The organism is Amaricoccus tamworthensis, from assembly GCF_049800875.1.
Lineage (GTDB): Bacteria > Pseudomonadota > Alphaproteobacteria > Rhodobacterales > Rhodobacteraceae > Amaricoccus > Amaricoccus tamworthensis.
In genome coordinates this window covers 19,352-39,048 of record NZ_JBNAFV010000002.1, presented here as the reverse complement: position 1 = coordinate 39,048, position 19,697 = coordinate 19,352, and the positions used below count along the sequence as shown (strand labels likewise).

Annotated in this window: 20 protein-coding genes; 15 read left to right on the top strand and 5 right to left on the bottom strand. The window is 62.6% G+C overall.

What is annotated here, in order from left to right:
• Positions 1–15: 15 nt before the first annotated feature.
• Entirely contained in the window at positions 16–1,593 is a 1,578-nt protein-coding gene (locus tag ACP15P_RS04555) for a trimethylamine methyltransferase family protein (RefSeq protein ID WP_424927327.1), read from the bottom strand.
• A gap of 183 nt (positions 1,594–1,776) precedes the next feature.
• Between ACP15P_RS04555 and ACP15P_RS04550 the strand changes: the two genes are divergently transcribed.
• Entirely contained in the window at positions 1,777–2,655 is an 879-nt protein-coding gene (locus tag ACP15P_RS04550) for a LysR substrate-binding domain-containing protein (protein WP_424927326.1), read from the top strand.
• 13 nt (positions 2,656–2,668) lie between these two features.
• On the opposite strand, the gene ACP15P_RS04545 is transcribed toward ACP15P_RS04550, so the two are convergent.
• A complete protein-coding gene (locus ACP15P_RS04545) occupies positions 2,669–3,574 on the bottom strand; it encodes a LysR family transcriptional regulator (protein ID WP_424927325.1) in 906 nt (301 codons plus the stop codon).
• A 110-nt stretch (positions 3,575–3,684) separates the two neighbouring features.
• Here ACP15P_RS04545 and ACP15P_RS04540 point away from each other — a divergent pair, with 110 nt between their 5' ends.
• The 14 genes from ACP15P_RS04540 (at position 3,685) to ACP15P_RS04475 (ending at position 17,207) form a co-directional block, all read left to right on the top strand.
• On the top strand, positions 3,685–4,392 hold the full coding sequence (locus ACP15P_RS04540; protein WP_424927324.1) for an NAD(P)H-dependent oxidoreductase: 708 nt from the start codon (positions 3,685–3,687) through the stop codon (positions 4,390–4,392).
• Positions 4,393–4,432: 40 nt separating this feature from the next.
• A complete protein-coding gene (locus tag ACP15P_RS04535) occupies positions 4,433–4,735 on the top strand; it encodes a DUF1330 domain-containing protein (RefSeq protein ID WP_424927323.1) in 303 nt (100 codons plus the stop codon).
• 54 nt (positions 4,736–4,789) lie between these two features.
• Positions 4,790–5,572: a CmcJ/NvfI family oxidoreductase gene (locus ACP15P_RS04530; protein ID WP_424927322.1), complete on the top strand. Its 783-nt coding sequence runs from the start codon at positions 4,790–4,792 to the stop codon at positions 5,570–5,572.
• A gap of 14 nt (positions 5,573–5,586) precedes the next feature.
• A complete protein-coding gene (locus tag ACP15P_RS04525; RefSeq protein WP_424927321.1) occupies positions 5,587–6,570 on the top strand; it encodes an LLM class oxidoreductase in 984 nt (327 codons plus the stop codon).
• Positions 6,567–7,400, top strand: a complete 834-nt coding sequence (locus tag ACP15P_RS04520) for an SDR family NAD(P)-dependent oxidoreductase (RefSeq protein WP_424927320.1) — start codon at positions 6,567–6,569, stop codon at positions 7,398–7,400. The genes ACP15P_RS04525 and ACP15P_RS04520 overlap by 4 nt, the downstream gene beginning before the upstream one ends.
• Positions 7,401–7,598: 198 nt before the next feature.
• Positions 7,599–9,269: an ABC transporter ATP-binding protein/permease gene (locus ACP15P_RS04515; protein ID WP_424927319.1), complete on the top strand. Its 1,671-nt coding sequence runs from the start codon at positions 7,599–7,601 to the stop codon at positions 9,267–9,269.
• The gene (locus ACP15P_RS04510) at positions 9,266–10,870 is read left to right on the top strand and encodes an amino acid ABC transporter ATP-binding/permease protein (protein WP_424927318.1); all 1,605 of its coding nucleotides are present in this window, start codon (positions 9,266–9,268) and stop codon (positions 10,868–10,870) included. The genes ACP15P_RS04515 and ACP15P_RS04510 overlap by 4 nt, the downstream gene beginning before the upstream one ends.
• 114 nt (positions 10,871–10,984) lie before the next feature.
• Positions 10,985–12,643, top strand: a complete 1,659-nt coding sequence (locus ACP15P_RS04505; RefSeq protein WP_424927317.1) for a cytochrome ubiquinol oxidase subunit I — start codon at positions 10,985–10,987, stop codon at positions 12,641–12,643.
• Positions 12,644–12,648: 5 nt separating this feature from the next.
• A complete protein-coding gene (gene cydB, locus ACP15P_RS04500) occupies positions 12,649–13,812 on the top strand; it encodes a cytochrome d ubiquinol oxidase subunit II (RefSeq protein ID WP_424927316.1) in 1,164 nt (387 codons plus the stop codon).
• A 14-nt stretch (positions 13,813–13,826) separates the two neighbouring features.
• A complete protein-coding gene (cydX, locus tag ACP15P_RS04495) occupies positions 13,827–13,967 on the top strand; it encodes a cytochrome bd-I oxidase subunit CydX (RefSeq protein WP_424927315.1) in 141 nt (46 codons plus the stop codon).
• Between the two features lie 54 nt (positions 13,968–14,021).
• On the top strand, positions 14,022–15,323 hold the full coding sequence (locus ACP15P_RS04490; protein WP_424927314.1) for an NAD(P)/FAD-dependent oxidoreductase: 1,302 nt from the start codon (positions 14,022–14,024) through the stop codon (positions 15,321–15,323).
• Between the two features lie 11 nt (positions 15,324–15,334).
• A complete protein-coding gene (locus ACP15P_RS04485; RefSeq protein ID WP_424927313.1) occupies positions 15,335–15,691 on the top strand; it encodes a DUF5368 domain-containing protein in 357 nt (118 codons plus the stop codon).
• A 51-nt stretch (positions 15,692–15,742) separates the two neighbouring features.
• On the top strand, positions 15,743–16,228 hold the full coding sequence (locus ACP15P_RS04480) for a bacterioferritin (RefSeq protein WP_424927312.1): 486 nt from the start codon (positions 15,743–15,745) through the stop codon (positions 16,226–16,228).
• A 13-nt stretch (positions 16,229–16,241) separates the two neighbouring features.
• Complete coding sequence (locus ACP15P_RS04475; RefSeq protein WP_424927311.1) at positions 16,242–17,207, top strand: SLAC1 anion channel family protein; 966 nt, start codon at positions 16,242–16,244, stop codon at positions 17,205–17,207.
• Positions 17,208–17,248: 41 nt separating this feature from the next.
• Here ACP15P_RS04475 and phnE (ACP15P_RS04470) read toward each other — a convergent pair whose 3' ends face one another.
• Genes phnE (ACP15P_RS04470) through phnC form a run of 3 tightly spaced genes read right to left on the bottom strand, consistent with a single transcriptional unit; the run spans position 17,249 to position 19,682 of the window.
• Complete coding sequence (gene phnE, locus ACP15P_RS04470) at positions 17,249–18,061, bottom strand: phosphonate ABC transporter, permease protein PhnE (RefSeq protein ID WP_424927310.1); 813 nt, start codon at positions 18,059–18,061, stop codon at positions 17,249–17,251.
• On the bottom strand, positions 18,058–18,864 hold the full coding sequence (gene phnE, locus ACP15P_RS04465; protein ID WP_424927309.1) for a phosphonate ABC transporter, permease protein PhnE: 807 nt from the start codon (positions 18,862–18,864) through the stop codon (positions 18,058–18,060). The genes phnE (ACP15P_RS04470) and phnE (ACP15P_RS04465) overlap by 4 nt, the downstream gene beginning before the upstream one ends.
• Entirely contained in the window at positions 18,861–19,682 is an 822-nt protein-coding gene (gene phnC / locus ACP15P_RS04460; RefSeq protein ID WP_424927308.1) for a phosphonate ABC transporter ATP-binding protein, read from the bottom strand. The genes phnE (ACP15P_RS04465) and phnC overlap by 4 nt, the downstream gene beginning before the upstream one ends.
• Between the last annotated feature and the right edge of the window lie 15 nt (positions 19,683–19,697).

The window sequence follows — 19,697 nt, the reverse complement described above, 5'->3', positions numbered from 1 at the left end:
CGGGCTTCCTGGTCGTCAGTACCATGCGTCGGGCATGGAGGCTTTTTTGCGGGCGATGAAATCCTTCAGCTGTTCTTCGACGCCCTCATCCATGGGCGGAGCCTCATAATCGCGCAGGATCTGCTTCCAGCGGGTGTTGGCCCGCTGGGCGTAGTCAATGCCGCCCTGCTCGTCCCAGGTCTCGAAAGGCTGGTCGTCGTTCAGGGCGCTGTCCCAGTAGGCGGTCGTGTAGTGGCGCAGGGTGTGCTCCGTGCCAAAGAGATGTTCCCCTGGACCGTACTGCGCCAGGGCCTCGAAACCCAGCGTGTCCTCAGTGACCTCCAGACCGGCCAGATAGGAGTGCAGCGCGCCAGCCATGTCGCAGTCCATCACGAATTTCTCGTAGGACATGGACAGAAGACCATCGAGGAAACCGGCGGAGTGCAGAACATAGTTCGCGCCGCCCTGAACCGCCGACATCATCGACATCATCGCCTGCTGCATGGCCTGGCCGTCGGGGCGCTTGGATGTGCTGAAATTTCCGGCGCAACGCAGGGGCAGGTTCAGGCGCCGGGCCAACTGACCCATGACAAGCGAGCCCAGCGCGGGTTCGGGCGTGCCGAAAGTGGGCGAACCGGAGCGCAGGGACATGGAGGACAGGAACCCGGCGAGGATCGTCGGAGCGCCTGGGCGGACAAGCTGCGTCAGGGCGCAGGAGGCCATGGACTCGGCGAGGCACTGCGCCACCGCGCCCGGCATGGTCAGGGGCGAGACGGCCCCGCCGAGCAGGAACGGCAGGTGGATGGAGCCCTGCCCCGCCTCCGCGTAGGTGCGGATGCCGGCGGTGGTGACGCCATCGAGGACGAGCGGGGATGTGGTGTTGAAATTGCCCATGACGACGCAGTGGGTGTCCACAAACTCCGCGCCGAACAGGATGCGGCACATCTCAATGCTGTCGGCGGCGCGTTCCGGTGCGGTGATCGAGCCGAGGAAAGCCCGATCGGAATAGCGCATATGGGCGAAGACCATGTCGAGATGGCGCTTGTTGACGGGGACGTCGGTGGGTTCGCAGATCGTGCCGCCGGAATAGTGCATCCAGGGAGAGGACTGGCCCAGGCGCACCAGGTTCTCAAAATCCGCGATGGTGCCGTAGCGGCGGCCGCTGTCGAGATCCATGACGAAGGGCGAGCCATAGGATGGGGCGAAGACCACGGCGTCGCCGCCGATCTCGACGGTGTTGGCGGGGTTGCGGGCATGCTGGGTGAAACGTGCCGGGGCGGTTTTGAGAATCTCGCGTAGCATGCCAGGCTCGAACCGGACCCGGTCGGCCTCCCCGCCCTGCGGTGTGACTTCGGCTCCGGCCTCGCGGTAGAGACGCACGGCCTCAGCATCGCCGCGAATCTCTATGCCGATCTCGGCCAGTATGCGGTCGGCGGTATGTTCGATACGTTCGAGCGCGTCCTCACCAAGCAGGTCGTAGGTGGGGATTTTGCGTGTGATGTATGGAACGCGCAGGTGTGGATTTTCGCCGGGGGCGGCGCTGCGGATGGAGGAACCCGCGCGGCTGCGGCGGGATCGTCGGGTTGGGGCTTTGACGGTTTCGTGTTTTGTCATTGGCCTGACCTTCCTTTGCGCACGGTCGGTGCCACAGCGCGGCCCGACGGACTGACCCACGGTTTCGCGCCGGGCGGTGTCACGCAATATCCAAATTTCTGTTGCAGGCTTAGCTGAAGTAATGCCAGGCTTCACCTGAACCCCTGCGGGATGGACTTCAGTGGGCCTGGAAGTGAGGTTGATTTGCCCAAGCGCCCCTATGACCTGCCCCCGATGAGTGCGCTTGTGGCCTTTGAGGCGGCCGCGCGGCATGTGGGCTTCAAGCCCGCGGCCCGGGAGCTGAACGTGACCCCGGCCGCGATCAGTCATCAGGTGAAGGCGCTGGAGGCGGACCTGCGCTGCGTGCTGTTTCGGCGGCATCACCGGGGGGTGGAACTGACCGAAACGGGGGCTTACCTGCTGGTCGCCCTGCAGCGCGGGTTTGAGGCGATGGGTGACGCGGTGGACCAGTTGCGGCAGCGCGCACACATGGCCTCGGTGACGGTGCGGGTGACAACGGCGGTGAGTGCCCTGTGGCTGACCCCGAAGCTGGCGCAGTTCTGGAAACGGCACGGGGATATTTCCGTGAGCCAGATCGTCACCGACACTGACCACGACCCGTCCGACTGCGACCTGAGCATCCGCTATGGCAATCTGAAACGCGAGACCGGGGCCTGCACGGTGCTGTTCCATGACCGGATCATGGCGCTCGGCAGTCCGGAGTTTGCGCGGGCACATCCAGTCAGGACGCCGGAGGATCTGGCGCGGGTGCCGCTGATCCATTCGGATACGGTGGCGGCCTGGACCCGGTGGGCCGACTGGTTTCATGCTTTGGGTTATGACGGTCCGGTTAAGCAGAGCCATAGCGTGAACAGCTACATGATTGCCCTGCAGGCCGCTCGGGACGACATGGGCGCGGTGCTGGGCTGGGTTGCGCTGACCCGCCGTCATCTGGAGGCGGGTGATCTGGTGCCTCTGTTGCCGGATGAGGTGGACACGAAGGAGGATTTCTACGTGAAGCTGCATCCGCACGCCTCGGAACGGGCGAAGCTTGTCCACGACTGGTTGTTGAGATCGTCCTGAGGCACGCCCGCGGTCAGGCGGACCATTCGGGGCGGTTGCCGAGGTGGTGGATCAGGAAGTCCATAAAGATGCGGGTTTTGGGGGTCAGCACGTTCGAGCGGGGGTAGACGAGCCATAGTACGGTGGGCTGGTTGAGGTGCCAGCCGGGGAGGACGCGGGTCAGGCGGCCGGCGTCGAATTCATAAGTGACACTCCAGAGTGAGTTGATGGACAGTCCTGCGCCCGCGATGGTTGCTTCGCGCTGGGCGTCGCCGTCATCGACAAGGGTGCGGCAGATCATGGCGGCCGGATCAAGAGTGACGGTTTCGCCCGCGTCACTGATCAGACCGCGGGGTTCGGCGTTGCTCCAGGCGATGAGGTGATGGCCGTTGAGGTCGTCCGGTGCTTTCGGCGTTCCGTGGCGGACCAGGTAATCCGGCGAGGCGCAGAGGACGCGTTTGTCGTCGGAGAGTTTGCGGCCCTTCAGGCTGCTGTCAGTCAGGGGGGCGCTGCGCAGGGCGAGGTCAAAGCTGCCCTCGATGGCGTCGAAGCGGGTATCGGACAGGCGCAAATCAAGGGTGAGGTCGGGATACTGCGCGTGAAACGCGGGCAGCAGCGGCATGATGTGCAGTTGCGCAAAGGTGCTGGGGGCGGCGAAACGCAGTGTGCCCTTCGGGCCGGTATCGGTACCGCCGAGAATGGTGCGGGCGGCGTCGGCCTGGGCCAGAATTTCGCGGGCATAGGGCAGGAAATCCGAGCCTTCAATAGAAAGGGAGACCTTGCGGGTCGTGCGCCGCATCAGTTCCACGCCCAGTTCGGTTTCAAGTTTGGCAAGGCGCGCGCTGGCGACCGCGGGTGCCAGGCCCAGCGCCCGCCCCGCGGCACTGATGTTCAGCCGTTCGGCGGCCATGACGAAGAGGCGCAGGCTGGAAGTGTCCATTTTATTATATCCCAAACCCGAAAACTGAACTCAAGCTACGCCCGGTTTTACACTGATACGCAAGAGATATGTTCTCCACAACCGACACATTTCCCGCGATGGAGCGACACATGAACAAAATGACCAGCATAGCCCCGGACGTAAACACGCAGATCATCGACGCCTTCAACTTCCGTCACGCGACAAAGGTGTTCGATGCGGAGCGCCGGGTGGATGAGCAGGATTTTCAGACCATTCTCGAGGCCGGACGTTTGTCACCAACCTCGTTCGGGCATGAGCCGTTTAAAATTCTCATGATCCAATCGGCGGAGAAACGCGAGCTTTTCCGGGAGTTTTCCTGGGGCGCCAATGGCATGATGAGCGGCACCACCGGTCAGCTCGGCACGGCCAGCCATTTTGGCATCATTCTGGCCAGCACATCGGAAACCATGACGGCGGGGTCGGATTACCTCGTGGACCACTATCGCAACGTCAAACAGCTGCCCGAAGAGGTCATTGAAATATTCAACGGTGCCTATGGCAGGTTCCAGACCACGGACCACAACATCACCACCGACCGCGAGATCACGGACTGGGCGGGAAAACAGGCCTATATCGTTCTGGCCAACATGATGACGGCGGGTGCCCTGCTGGGGGTCGACAGCTGCCCGATTGAAGGCTTCGACATGGCGCGCACCACCGAGACGCTGAAGGAGCATTTCGGCGTCGACACGTCAAAATGGAGGCCGGCGGTGATGTTTGCGTTTGGATACCGCGCAAAAGATCCGGAATACCCGAAAACCCGCCGGTCGATGGAAGACACCGTCAGCTGGTTCTGAGCCCAAAGTCATTCACGAACATACGCGAGAGGAAACGCCAATGAGCTGCTATTCCATACTGGATGTCACGCCAACCAGTGAGGACTGGATCCCGGACTACGTGCCGGTGGCCATTGACCGGATTGCCGCGCATGGCGGCAGATACCTCGCCCGCACTACCCAACACAAGCAGGTGGAGGGCGAGGAACGTGAGGCCGCGCTCCGGATCATCATTGAGTGGCCGTCGCGGGAGAATGCGGAGGCGTTCATCGCAGACAGCGCATATGCGCCGCACCTGAAAGCGCGGACCGACGGCTCGACCAGCCACCATTATCTAATTGAGGGTCAGGACGACCTGGCCTGAGAGCGATGGCCGCCCCCTGCCGGGCGGGCCCACTGCCCTGAAAGGAGATATGTCATGTCCAGCACGGGAACCGTAAACTACCACGTTCACAAGCCCGGACGTCAGGCGTTTGAAATTGACGCGGGCGGTATTGTGGGGAACGTGATTTCTCCGGAATTCTCCGCCGCCGAGGTGGAATTGACGGATTTGCGCGGAGGCCTCGCTTCGGCGGAATTTGAGCGTGACGGTTTTGCGTTTCTGACCCTGCCCAGCGCGGTTGGGGATTTCGAGGCGGACGCGACGGTCTGGACGGCAACCTATGACCGTGAGTTGAAAGACATGCTGCGGCGTGAGACCGGCGCGCGGGAGGTGATTGTGTTTGACCATACCGTGCGGGTGGACGACCCCGAAGCCACCCGGCGACCGGCGCGGCATGTTCACAGCGACTACAGCCCGGACGGAGCGGAACAGCGGCTGGTGGACATTCTTGGCACGGAGACGGCGGCGGAATGGTCGAAGGGGCGGTATGCGTTCGTCAATGTCTGGAGGCCGGTGGGCGATGCCATCAACAGCGCGCCGCTTGGGTTTGTGCGGCCGTCGACAGTGAAGGACGAGGACTGGATTGAGATTGACCTGATCTATCCCGACCGGCGGGGGCGGATCATGGGTCTGGCCGCGGACGAGGGGCAGGAATGGGTTTACCTGTCGCGGATGCGGCCGGATGAGGTCGTGTATTTCAACATCTACGACAGTTCCGGGCGTCCTCCGGTCGGGCACAGTGCCATTGACCTGGTCGAGGATCCGTCCGTGACAACGGTGCGCAGAAGTATTGAGAGCCGGGCGCTGGTGCGGTTTTGAGTGAGGAAACGGTGATGCTCGACGGACAAAACGAAGCGGGGTTTCCGCAAATGAACCGCGCCTACAATGCGGTTTTCAGGAGGGACAGGCTAAACCTTGGGCTGGTCCTGCCGTTGGATGCCCATGGCAACAGCCCTGTGCCGGATATGGCGGGACATATGGAGCGGGCGAAGCTGGCGGATGAACTGGGGTTTGCGGCGCTGTGGCTGCGCGACGTGCCGTTCAATGTGCCGTCCTTTGGCGATGCGGGACAGATGTTTGACCCGTTCGTCTACCTTGGTGCCCTGGCGGCTTCGACCCGTGACATTGCGCTTGGTGTGGCGAGTGTGGTTTTGCCGCTTCGTCATCCGGCGCATGTGGCGAAGGCCGCGGCCTCGGCTGATGTTCTGTCGGGAGGCCGTGTTCTTCTCGGCGTGGCATCAGGCGACCGGCCGGAGGAATACCCGGCACTGAACATGGAATTTGGCGACCGTGGCGACAGGTTTCGCGACAGTGTCGACTACATTCGGGCCATGGCGGAGAGCTATCCGCGGATTGAAACGGCGCAGGGGGTGTTGTCCGGCGGGATCGACATGTTGCCGAAACCCCATTCGGGGCAGCTGCCACTCTTGATCACGGGTGGCAGCCGGCAGTCACCGGACTGGGTGGCGCGCAATGGCGACGGCTGGATGACCTATCCGCGTGACCCGGCGGCGCAGGCCGCTACAGTGGCGGGATACCGTCAGCGGATATCCGAGGCGGGGTTGCCCGACAAACCGGTGATGCAGTCGCTTTACGTGGATCTGGTGGAACAGGCGGATGCGCCGCCGCGACCGATCCATCTGGGGTTCCGCTCGGGCACGGATTACCTGAAGCGCTATCTGGAAAGCGTTCAGCAAATCGGCATCAACCACGTGGCCCTGAATTTGCGGTTTAACGGGGCGGCTATGGAACACACACTTGAACGGCTGGCGCGGGAGTTGCTGCCGGAATTCAACAGCGGGGAGACACGGGCATGACCAAAACCATTCTGATTACGGGGGCAACGGACGGCCTCGGGCTTGCGACGGCGAAATCCCTTGCCGGTGAGGGCCATACCGTTCTGCTGCATGGGCGCAACGGTGAGAAACTGGCGGCAGCGGCGAAGGAAATTGGGGGGTCGCCGCGCACCTACCAGGCGGATCTGTCCGACCTGGATGAGGTCGAGGCGCTGGCGGCGGAAGTGCGGAAACAGCATGACAGGCTGGACGTGCTGATCAACAATGCCGGGGTTTACAAGACGAAGGCACCGCTGACGGCAACGGGACTGGATGTGCGGTTCGTCGTGAACACGCTTGCGCCCTATCTGCTGACGCAGAGGCTGTTGCCGATTATCCCGGCGGATGGGCGGGTGGTGAACCTGTCCTCGGCGGCGCAGGCCCCTGTGAATGCGGATGCCTTGCGTGGCCGGGTGACGCTCGACGACATGGCGGCCTATGCGCAGAGCAAGCTGGGCATCGCAGCCTGGACCCGCGAGCTGGCGCGCAAACATCCCGACGGGCCAGTGATTGTTTCGGTCAATCCTGGCTCGCTTCTGGCGACGAAAATGGTTCGGGAAGGCTTTGGCGTCTCAGGCAACGACCTGTCGATAGGAGCGGACATTCTGCGCCGTGCGGCGCTGTCGCAGGGGTTTGCGGATGCATCGGGCAAATATTTCGACAATGACAGCGGCAGTTTTGCCAGACCGCATCCGGCGGCATTCGACGCCCGCCACAATCAGGCGATGATGTCGGCGATTGCGGAGTTGACCGGCATCGACGTCAACGCAGCGGTCCGCGGCAGCCGGGCGGACGATCTGAAACCGGTGTGACTTAGTCACCGTCGCGGTGGCGGGTGTCGTGGCAAGTCTTCTGGAAATCTCCGGAGATTCGCCATGACATTCGTTCGATACTGTTCCGCCCTGCCCCAATCGCGTGGGTTGCGATGCACAGCGATTGACAGCACAGTCCGCGCGTCCCGGTTTTAAAGAGTTGGGGCGCAGGTCTGTAGTTCGGATTATCCGGTTCGCATGACACAGAAACAGGGCACGGGCGGAATGAGCGCGGGGGCGCGGGCGAAGAAGCGGATTATTGCGCCGGTCGCACGACAGCTTGGTCGGGCGGGCCGGCTTTCGCTTTTGGCCGGGCTGCTGTGGCCGGTGCAGGCTGCAGCCCTCGCCTGGGCGGTTGCCGGATGGATTGAGGGAGAGCCGGCGGTGGAGCGGGCTGGGCTGGCGGCGGTTGTGTTCGTGGTCTGCGCCGCGCTGAAAGCGTTTTGGGAGCATCGGGCGGGCGCGTCGCTCTTCGCGGCGGCGGATGAAACCATAGCCCGGGAGCGCGCGGCTCTGATTGAGCGGGAGGCGCGGGCGCCTGGGGATGCTGGATCCGCGGCAATTGCATCGCTGATCGTGCAGAAACTCCCGCTGCTGCAACCCTGGATCACGCGCTATCACGTTGCGATGCTGCGGGCTTCGGTTTTGCCGCTGGTTCTGCTGGTACTGGCCTTTTCGCAGTCCTGGGTGGTGGGCCTGACGCTCCTTGTGGCCGGGCCGCTCATTCCCGTGTTCATGGCGCTGGTCGGCATGGCGGCGGAAGAGGCGTCGCGGCGTCAGATGGATGAGATCGGCACCATCAATGACATGCTCATGGACCGGCTTTCGGCCATGCTCGACATCCGTCTGCTGGGTGCGACGGAGCGGGTCGCCGGGGATTTCGAGAACAAGGCGGAGACGCTGCGGGAGCGGACCATGGCGGTTTTGCGGATCGCGTTTCTGTCCTCCACGGTGCTGGAACTGTTTTCCGCGCTTGGTGTGGCGATGGTCGCGGTGTTTGTGGGCTTTACGCTGCTGGGTGAGATTGGCTTCGGGTCCTGGGGTGACGGGCTGACGGCGGGACAGGGGATTTTCCTGCTGCTGATCGCGCCCGAGTTTTTCCAGCCGCTTCGCGATCTGGCGGGTGCATGGCACGACCGTGCGGCGGGATTTGCCGTGGTCGCGGAACTCGATGCGCTGGACGGCGCGGAGCGGGTGGCTTTCCTGGGGCGGGGTGTTGCGGCTGAACCTCTGGCGGGACGCATGCATGTTGAGGTGACGGGGGCTGTTGCCGCCCTGCCCGGTCGCGATGTTGGCATTCCCGATTTTGCTGTGCAGGCGGGGCAGAGCGTTGCGCTGACCGGTCCGAGTGGTGCGGGCAAAAGCACGGCCCTGGCGGCGCTTGTGGGGCTGGTGCCATTAAGCGCGGGACGGATTGAGGTGTGTGGCACGGTGCTTGACGACCGGTCGGCGGATGCGTGGCGGGCGCGCACGGCGTGGGTGCCGCAGCGGCCGCATTTTCCGGATGAGGATTTGTCCGCGTGGCTCGACACCAGGGGGGTGGGAGCGGATCCGTGGCCCGCGCTGGAAATGGCGGAGGCGGCCGGGATTGTGCGGCGGTTGCCGGATGGGCTTCAGACCCGGCTCGGCGAGAGCGGCGGCGGCGTGTCGGGGGGTGAGGCGCGCAGGCTGCTTCTGGCGCGGGCCATTTTGACGGGCGCGGATTTGGTGATCGCGGATGAGCCGACGGCGGATTTGGACGCGGAAACGGCCGGGCGGATCATTTCAACGCTGAAAAAACTGCAGGATGAGGGCAAGGCAGTGATCGTGGCGACCCATGACCCGGCGTTGGCCGCGGCGATGGACCGTCAGGTGGAGGTGGCGCGATGAGGTCGCTCTTTCGGATTGCCCTTCTGCTCGTCAATGCCGACCGTCGGGCCATGGCGCGCGGCGCGGCCCTGTCTGTTGTGGTGCTGGTAATGGGCGCGGCTCTGTTGGGGCTTTCGGGCTGGTTCGTGACGGCAACGGGGCTGGCCGGGATTGCCGGCATTGGCATTGCCTTTGACGTCTTCCGTCCGTCCGCAGGGGTTCGGTTTCTGGCGCTGGGACGTACGGCCGCACGATATGGGGAGCGGCTGCTTACCCATGATGCGACGTTGCGGGCACTGGCGGCACTCCGTGTGGTGCTGCTTCGGGGACATGCGCGGGAGACGGCAGCGGGGTTTGCGCGGTTGCGGAGCGAGGCGGAGCTGACACGGATTTTGTCGGATGTGGATGCGCTGGATGGGGTGATCCTGCGTCTGATTTTGCCGGTTGTTTCGGCCGTTGTGACTCATCTGGTGGTATTTGCGGCTCTCGCGTGGCTGGTGGGCTGGCCGGTGGCCTGGGTCATTTTGGCCGGGTACCTGCCGCTGGCGGCGCTGGTTTTCATGCGCCTGGCGCGGCGCGGTGTTGCGCCGTCGAAGTCGGTGGAGGAGACCGGACAGCGGCTGCGCCGGGGTGTGATCGATATGATGCGGGACCGCACGGCCCTGATACTCGCGGCGCAACTCCCGGACCGGGAACGGGCGATGCGGGAACTGGAAGCGCACGGCCGTGATGAAGCGCGCGTCCTTGATCGGGTCGAACGTGATGCCGGGGCGATGATCACCGTTTTGGTGGCTCTGGTGGCGATGGGTGCCTTCGTGACGGGGGCGTGGATGCTCGACGCGGGAGACATTGGACCGGCAAAAGCTGTGATCGGGGTGTTTGTGGCGCTGGCACTGGCGGAAGCTCTGATGCCTTTGCGTCGTGGTGTCTCTGAGATTGGCCGGATGACCGGAGCGGCGGAGCGCGTGGTACCGCGTACCGTTGAGCCAAGCGTACGGCACCCTGATCCCCGGGAAAGTAGTGCGGTGCTTTTGGAGATTGATCGGCCCAATCTCAGCATACGACTCGAGCCGGGTGAGGCGGTCGCTTTGACCGGGCCGTCGGGTGTGGGTAAATCGTCGCTCCTGATGGATATCGCCGGTTTGGGCAACGATAGCGGCATTCGGATCGCCGGGGCCGCGCCCGGCGCATGGCCGGAAGACAGACTGCGCGGGATGATTGCGGCCCTGCCACAGCGTTCGGCGCTGGTTGCGGGGACGATCCGTGAGAACCTGGAACTTGGCCGGGCGGCTGACGATGCGGTTCTGTGGCGGGCGCTGGATGCCGTGATGCTGTCGGATGACGTGCGGGCGCGCGGTGGGCTGGATGCGCGGCTTGGGGAAAGCGGAGCGGGCCTGTCCGGTGGGCAGTCCCGGCGGCTGTCGCTGGCACGGGTGATCCTGAGGGAGCCGCGGATTTTGCTGCTGGACGAACCCACCGAAGGACTGGACGCCGCGACGGCGGATGCGGTTTTGCGTGGGGTGCGTGACTCCCTGCCCCGGACTGCAGTGCTGGCCGCCATGCATCGCGGGTCGGACCATGATCTTTTTGACAGACGGATTAAAATGACAGCGGCTTTGTGACGATGTCACCGAGACTGCGCAGGGCTGTACTATAGAGTTTTCCAGAAGGAACTGCGGGATTCGTAGCGGACCGTATTTTGAACCGCCCCGCATAACGACCAAGGAGGCCTCTGAATGGAGCTGGATGTCGTGGAGCTGTCGCGTCTGCAATTTGCGATGACGGCAATGTATCACTTTTTGTTTGTACCGCTGACGCTCGGGCTGTCGATCATCGTGGCGATCATGGAGACCGTCTACGTCATGACGGGACGCCCGATCTGGCGGCAGATGACGAAATTCTGGGGCACGCTGTTCGGGATCAATTTCGTTCTCGGCGTGGCCACGGGGATCACCATGGAATTCCAGTTCGGGATGAACTGGAGCTACTACAGCCACTATGTGGGCGACATATTTGGCGCACCACTCGCGATTGAGGGGCTGATGGCGTTCTTCCTGGAAGCGACCTTTGTCGGTCTCTTCTTCTTCGGATGGGACAAACTCAGCCGCGTGCAGCACCTGATGGTGGCCTGGCTGGTGGCGCTGGGATCGAACTTCTCGGCACTGTGGATTCTGATCGCAAACGGATGGATGCAGAACCCGGTCGGTGCGGAGTTCAACCCCGATACGATGCGCATGGAGATGACATCGTTCTTTGACGTGCTCTTCAACGAGGTGGCGCAGGCGAAATTCGTGCATACGGTCTCGGCTGGCTACGTCACGGCGGCGGTTTTTGTGCTGGGTGTCTCCGCCTGGTATCTGCTGAAGGACCGGCATGTGGAACTTGCGCGGCGGTCGATTGCCGTGGCCGCGTCATTCGGCCTGGCGGCGGCTCTCTCGGTTGTCGTGCTGGGTGACGAGTCCGGATATTCGGCCAGCCATACACAGCGCATGAAACTCGCCGCCATTGAGGCCATGTGGGAAACCCATGATGCTCCAGCGCCGTTCACGGCCGTAGGTCTTCCGGATCAGGAGGCCCGCGAGACCCATTACGCCGTGGAAATTCCCTGGGTCATGGGTCTGATCGGTACACGGTCGCTCAACCATGAAATTCCTGGCATCGACCAACTGGTCGAGGAAGCCCACGAAAAAGTGGAGCGTGGCATCGTGGCGTTTGATGCGCTGCAGACCATTCGTGAGGAACGCGATAACGCTCCCGCCGAGGTTCGCGCGACGTTTGAGGAAAACTCCGGTGACCTTGGGTTTGCCTATCTTCTGATGCGCTATGTTGAGGACCCGCGCGACGCGACGCCGGAACAGATTGCCCAGGCCGCGGAAGATACGGTGCCGAAAGTCTGGCCGTTGTTCTGGGCCTTTCGGGTGATGGTCGGGCTTGGTTTCGCCTTTATCGGTGTGATGGCGTATTTCTTCTACCGGTCCTCGTTCAAGGGTCAGACCTATCCGCGCTGGGCGCTGTGGGCGGCCGTGATTGCGATCCCGACGCCGTGGATTGCGGCGGAAATGGGGTGGTTCGTGGCCGAGTTTGGCCGTCAGCCCTGGACGGTGGACGGGGTTCTGCCAACCGCCCTGTCGGCAAGTCACCTGAGCGTTCAGGACCTCCTGATCACGCTTGTGGGCTTCATGCTCTTCTATTCGATCCTGTTCGTCGTCGAGATGGGGCTGATGCTGAAATACATCCGGAAAGGCCCATTCCAGGATGTGGAGGAGACCAATGCCTGGGAAGAGCGGCATGAGCACCGCCTGCGGACCCACGATGGTCGGGGGCCGTTTGCCCCGGCCGGTGCCAGTGCGGCCTCGGCGCTGGACGGCCTGCCTGACGCAACACCTGCGGAGTAACTGACATGATCCTTTATGAACTTATCGACTACGAAATTCTGCGGGTGGTCTGGTGGGCGCTTCTGGGCGTTCTTCTGATCGGCTTCGCCCTGACGGACGGTTTTGACATGGGAGTGGGTGCGCTTCTGCCGTTTGTCGCGAAGACCGATGTGGAGCGGCGCGTGGTCATCAACACGGTCGGTCCCGTCTGGGAAGGAAACCAGGTCTGGTTCATCCTTGGCGGTGGCGCGATCTTTGCCGCCTGGCCGCCGCTCTATGCGGTCAGCTTTTCCGGCTTTTACCTCGCCATGTTTGTCATTCTGGCGGCGCTGATCGTGCGACCGGTGGCATTCAAGTACCGCTCCAAACGGGAGAGCGCGACCTGGCGCAAAACCTGGGACTGGGGTCTTTTTGCCGGAGGTGCGGTCCCTGCCCTGTTGTTCGGAGTTGCGGTTGGCAACGTGCTTCTGGGCGTGCCGTTTCACCTCAATGACATGCTGATGCCGCGCTACGACGGAAACTTCCTTATGAAGTTTGTCGGGCTGCTGCGACCGTTTGCGCTGCTCGCCGGTGTGGTGTCGATCTCGATGCTGCTGATGCATGGTGCGGCCTGGCTCGGGCTGAAAACCGAGGGCGTGATTGCGGCACGGGCGCGTAGTATCGGCAGGAAGGCCGGGATGGTCGCCATGGGAGGCTATGCCCTTGCGGGGCTCTGGCTCGCCTTTGGGATCGACGGGTTTGCGTTGACCGGTGAGGTTGTCACGGACGGGCCGTCCAATCCGCTTTACTCCGAGGTGGCGCGGGGCGGGTCATGGCTTTCCGCCTATGCGGAGCGCCCGTGGATCATCATCGCACCCATTATGGGATTTGGAGGGATGGCGATGGCGCTGCGCGGGCTGTCGGCCGAACGCGACGTTTCGACACTTCTTTGGTCAAAACTGGGAATTGCCGGTGTGATTTCCTCGGTGGGGCTGACGATGTTTCCGTTCATTCTGCCGTCGACCGTTGATCCGAACAGCTCCCTGACCGTTTGGGATGCGTCCTCGTCGCATCAGACGCTTTTCATCATGCTGGTCTGCGTTGTGATCTTCATGCCGCTGATCCTGGCCTACACCTCGTGGGTTTACAAAGTGCTCTGGGGCAAGGTCACGGAGACCGATGTCACCGGCAATTCCGACACCGTTTACTGAGAAAGGAGATCCCCATGTGGTATTTTGCCTGGCTGCTTGGCCTTCCGCTGGCTGCGATCTTTGCCGTGATGAACGCGATGTGGCTTGAACTTCAGCGGGACCGGAAACTGGCTGAGGAGGATGACGAACCGTCGCCGGTCGTCATTGGGGAGTAGCGGTAACGGGCGCGTCGCATTCCCGTGACGCGCTCCTGCCCTGGGAGTAGAAAAATGGACAGAAGACAATTCCTGACCGCCGCACTGGCCGGCGGTGCAGCGGCCTCGTTTGTGCCGCTCGATGAGCCGGCGCAGGCTGCCGGGATCAAAACTGCAGCCAAGATCGTCATTATTGGTGCGGGTGCCGGTGGTACCGCGCTGGCGAACCGGCTGGTGCGGCGGCTTGACGGGGCGGAGATCACACTGATCGATCCGCGGCGCGAGCACCTTTATCAGCCGGGTCTGACGCTGGTCGCCACGGGCCTGAAGCCGGCAAATTACGTTGTCTCACGAACCGCGGACTGGCTGCCGGATGGGGTGACCTGGTTGCCGGAGCGGGTTGCCTCGGTGGATCCGGTGGCCCGGACCGTGTCGACCGACAGTGGTGAAACCCTGCTTTATGATTTTTTGGTGGTGGCCCCCGGCCTCGTGCTCGACCACGACGCCATTGAGGGCTTCAGCCTCGACATGGTTGGCGAGAACGGCATCGGAGCGCTCTATGCGGGACCGGACTACGCGGCGCGCACATGGCAGGCCGCGGGGCGGTTTACGGAAGAAGGCGGGACCGGGATCTTCACGCGGCCGGCAACGGAAATGAAATGCGCGGGCGCGCCGCTGAAACATACGTTTCTGATCGATGACATCGCGCGTCGGGCGGGTAACGCGGGCAAGGTCAACATGGTCTATGCCGCGCCGCAGTCATCGCTGTTCGGTGTGCCGATCGTGGCCGAAAAGGTCCGGATGCTGTTCGAGGACCGTGGCGTTGATACGATGATGAACCGGACGCTGACCGCCATCGATGCAGGCGCAAAGCGTGCGACATTTTCCACCGCGAACGGCACGGAGGACATCGAATACGACTATATCCACGTGATCCCGCCGCAACGGGCGCCGGATTTCGTGGTGCAGTCGAGCCTTGCCTGGGCTGACAAATGGACGGATCAGGGCTGGGTCGAATGCGACATGCAGACCCTGAGGCATCTGCGCTACTCGGAGATTTTTGCGCTGGGCGATGTGGCCGGTGTGCCCAAGGGCAAAACCGCTGCATCAGTAAAATGGCAGGTTCCGGTGGTTGAGGATCATCTGGTTTCGGCGATCCAGGGGAGCGAGGGCACCGCGACCTACGACGGATACACCTCCTGTCCAATGATCACACGGATCGGGCGCGCGATGCTGGTGGAGTTCGATTACAACGACAACCTAGTCCCGTCCTTCCCCGGCTTGATCGCTCCGCTGGAGGAACTGTGGATCTCATGGCTCATGAAGGAGGTGGCGCTCAAGGCCACCTATAACGCCATGCTGCGCGGACGGGCCTAAGGAGACGAACCATGAAAGATCTGACATTTGGCACGCTGATTGCCGTTTTCGAGGAAATTTTTGGCCGCGGGCTGCTCTGGGTCATGGTGGCTGCAGCCGTGGTTATTACGGCGGCCTATGCCTATGTACTCATTCGGGACCGGGCGGTGAGCTGGCGCAAATTTTTGCTTGCGCAGCTGTCGATGCCCGTGGGAGCTGTGCTGGGGGTTGGCTTCGTCATGGTTATGACCGGGTCGCGGCCGTCGGACCTCGGCGGGCCGGTTGATCTGATCCTGTTCCTCGGGATCGCGGTCGCGGGTGCGGTCGGAATGGCGGTGCTCGTTTACACGCTTGAATCGCTGTTGGCCCCTAAGCGGCCCGGAGACTAACGCCGCGCAGGGCGGCAAAAACAATCGACTGATGACAAAAGGAGACTGACAATGTCGAACGAAAAAATCATTGAGTACCTTCAGCGGGCCGTGAACATGGAGATGACCGCGGCGCACCAGTACCAGCTGCACGCGCATACCCTTGATGACTGGGGGCTGACGAAACTCGCCACAAAAATGCGCGAGGAGATGACCGAGGAAATCGGCCATTCGGACCGTTTTATTGAACGGCTGATGTTTCTGAAGGCGTCGCCGGAACTGGCCTTCGACAAGGCACCGAGAAAGGCGGAAACGCTGCCTGAGATGTTCAAATCCGACCTTGAGGACGAGGAAGAAGCCATTCAGGTCTACTCCAAAGCTGCCCAGCATGCGGCGGAAGTGGGGGACATTGGAACGCGGGTGCTGTTCGAGGAAATCGCTCTGGACGAGGAAGGCCACAAGGCCTGGCTGGAACTGCAACTCGATCTGATCGAGCGGCTGGGTGAGAAAACCTATGCGGCCAAACTCATCAGTTTTGATGAGCCCGAGGAAGCCTGATCCGGAGCTGAACATGCAGGTGGATACTGACATGGGCGGGGAAACCGGTCGCCTTGCCCATTTCCCGATCACGTTTTTCGGGGTCACGATGGGCGTCTTTGGCCTCGGCCTGGCGCTGCGGGCCGGTGGGTTTGCGCCAGCCTCGCAGGCGATTACCGGGGCCGGAGTGCTGTTGCTGGTGGGGCTGTTTGCGACCTATCTGCTGAAAGCGTTTCGGTTTCCGGATCGCGTGGCCGAGGAATGGAACCATCCGGTGAAGCTGTCGTTTTTTCCGGCCGCCAATATCTCCGTATTGCTGCTCTCGCTTCTGTTGCAGGACATGGCCCCGGGTCTGTCGGCCGTTTTGTGGGTCACGGGTGCGGCGGTGCAGGCGGTGCTGACGGTTGTGATCGTATCGGCGTGGATTTCGCATCGGGCGTTTGGGCCGGTCATGCTGTCACCGGCGTGGTTTATTCCGGCGGTCGCGAATGTGATCGTGCCGCTGGGTGGTGTCCACCTCGGCTTCGGTGAGGTCGCCTGGTATTTCTTTGCCGTCGGGCTGCTGTTTTGGCTGATCCTGCTGACGCTGGTGTTCAACCGGCTGATTTTTCATGATCCGCTGCCGGGGAAGCTGCGGCCGACGCTGGTGATCATGATCGCGCCACCATCGGTCGCTTATCTTGCCTGGACGGGGATGAACGGCGGAGAGGTTGATGCGCTGGCCCAGGTTCTGATCAACATTGCCATTTTCTTCGCGGCGATTGTTGCGGTCCAGGTGCCGGCGTTGCTGCGCCTGCCTTTTGCGATGTCGTTCTGGGCACTGTCCTTTCCGTTGGCTGCACTGACAACGGCCATGTTCCGGCATGGCGACCTGACCGGGTCGGACCAGTTTTGGTTCGCGGGTGTGGGGATGCTGGCGCTGCTTATCCTGACCATTGCGGCCCTTGGCGTTCGAACCGTGCGGGCGGCGATGGCGGGAGAAATCTGTCAGCCTGAATAAGGCACGGGCCGGTATTGTCCGGCCCAGCGCCAATTGGCACGCTAGATGATGGCGTGCCGGATTTTTGCGGAGACCCATTCGCTGAGGACGACTGTGGCGAGGATCAGGAGCAGGATGACGGTGACCTGGCCCCAGGCAAGCACGTTGAGGGACGCCTGAAGTTTAAGGCCGATACCGCCCGCGCCGACGAGGCCCAGAATGGTGCTTTCGCGGATGTTGATATCCCAGCGGAAGACCGAAATGCCCCAGAATGCGGGCATGACCTGGGGTACGATGCCGTAGCTGAGGACCTGGGCGGCGCCGGCGCCGGTCGCCTCGATGGCTTCACGCTGGCGCGGGTCGGTTTCCTCGATGGCTTCATAGAGCAGTTTTCCGACGAAACCGATGGACCGCAGCGCGATGGCAACAATGCCCGCAAGGATGCCGGGGCCGATGATTGCAACCAAAAGCAGCGCCCAGATGAGGGAATTGATCGACCGGGAGGCCACGATGATGAAAAGCGCGATGGGGCGCAGAATGGCCACGGAGGGCGTCGTGTTGCGCGCGGCGAGGAAGGCCACGGGCACTGCCATGATGACGCCGCCGATGGTGCCAAGAGTGGCGATGTTGATGGTGTCCCAGAGCGGGAGCATCAGTTCGGGCAGATATTCCCATTTGGGCGGGAACATGCGGCCGCCTATATCAGCGGCCTGACGCGGCGCGTCGGTGACAAAGGCCCAGATCGTGCTTTGCGTCATGATCTGCCAGCACCACACGAACAGCGCCACAAGGGCGAGCCAGCCGAACCAGATCATCAGGCGTGTGCGCGGGGTCCTGTGCTGCCAGATCTGGCTGTGATGGGAAATGTCGCTCATTGCAGGAACTTCCGCAGATAGCTGGAGGCGTATTCGGCAACCATGACGATCGCGATGATGATGAGCAGTATTGCGCCCGCGCTGTCGTATTCATAGCGGTCGATGGCGGTGTTCAGGGTGGCGCCGATGCCCCCTGCCCCGACGATGCCGATCACGGCGCTTTCACGGAAATTGATGTCGAGGCGATAGAGCGACAGGCCAATCAGGCGTGGCATGACCTGGGGCTGAACCGCGTAGTTGACGAGTTGCCACCAGGATGCCCCGGTCGACCGGATCGCCTCGGCCTGGGCCTCGTCGATTTCCTCAATGTCGTCGGCCAGCAACTTGGCGAGGAAACCGATCGTGGCGAATGAAAGCGTCACGAAGCCGGCGAAGGGACCAAAGCCGAACATGGCCACGAGAAAGATCGCGATGATCACTTCCTGTAGTGAACGGCTGACGGCGATGATCGAGCGGCAGATCAGGTAAACGGCCCTCGGCGCGAGATTGCGAGCGGCCCCGATGCCGATGGGTACGGAAATGGCGACGCCGACCACGGTGGAGGTCAGTGTCATGGTCAGGCTTTCAACGAGGCCGCGAGAGATATCGCCCCAGCGGCTGGTGAAATCGGGCTGGAGAAAACCGGTTACGAAACGCTGCCCGCGTTCCAGACCCACGGCAACGCGGGCCCAGTCGATCTCCAGCGACCCGATGGCGAGCACGAGATAAACCAAAATCCCGACCTGCAATGCGATGCGCCAGCGCCGGTCCCGGATAATCTGTGGTGGGCGGCGCCACGTCGTTGGATAGGTGGCGCCGCTCATTGGGCGAGTGCCGCCATGCGGTCCCTGGCATCGGCTTCGGCCTGGGCCTGTTCCTCGTCGCCGCGGCGCATGGCGTTCCAGTCCTCGGCGCCGTAAATCGTCGTCAGAGCGGTTTCCGTCAGATCGCCGGGCGCACCGTCGAAAACGATACGGCCCGCCTGAAGACCGACGATACGCTGCATGAACTGCTGAGCCAGGGGTACGTCATGTATGTTGACGATGGCCGGAAGGCCGCGCTCCTCGCAGATTTCGACCAGCAGCCGCATGATCTGGCGGCTGGTCTTGGGATCGAGGCTGGCGGTCGGTTCATCGACCAGTAGAAGTTCGGGCTCCTGCGCGAGGGCGCGGGCGATGCCGACACGCTGTCGCTGACCGCCGGAAAGGGCGTCAGCGCGCTTGTCGGCATGTTCCAGCAGGCCCACCCTGTCGAGCAGACGGTAGGCGTTTTGAATATCCGTGGGCGGGAAGCGGCGCAGCCAGCTTCGCCAGAAGGGCACGTATCCCAGACGGCCCGACAGCACGTTTTCCATGACGGTCAGACGTTCGACCAGCGAATATTCCTGGAAAATCATGCCAATGCGGCGACGCTGCAGGCGGAGCTCGGATTTGCCCACCTTAACCAGATCGACATCACCCAGCCTGACACTGCCGGAACTGGGCTCAACCAGGCGGTTGATGCAGCGGATCAGTGTCGATTTGCCCGCTCCTGACGGTCCAATGAGGCCCATGATCTGGCCTTCCGGCACCTCCAGCGAAACGTCGCTCAGCGCCCTGTCACCCGTCGCGTAGACTTTCGACAGATCCTCAATCCGCAGCATTGCGGTCCTCCCCAA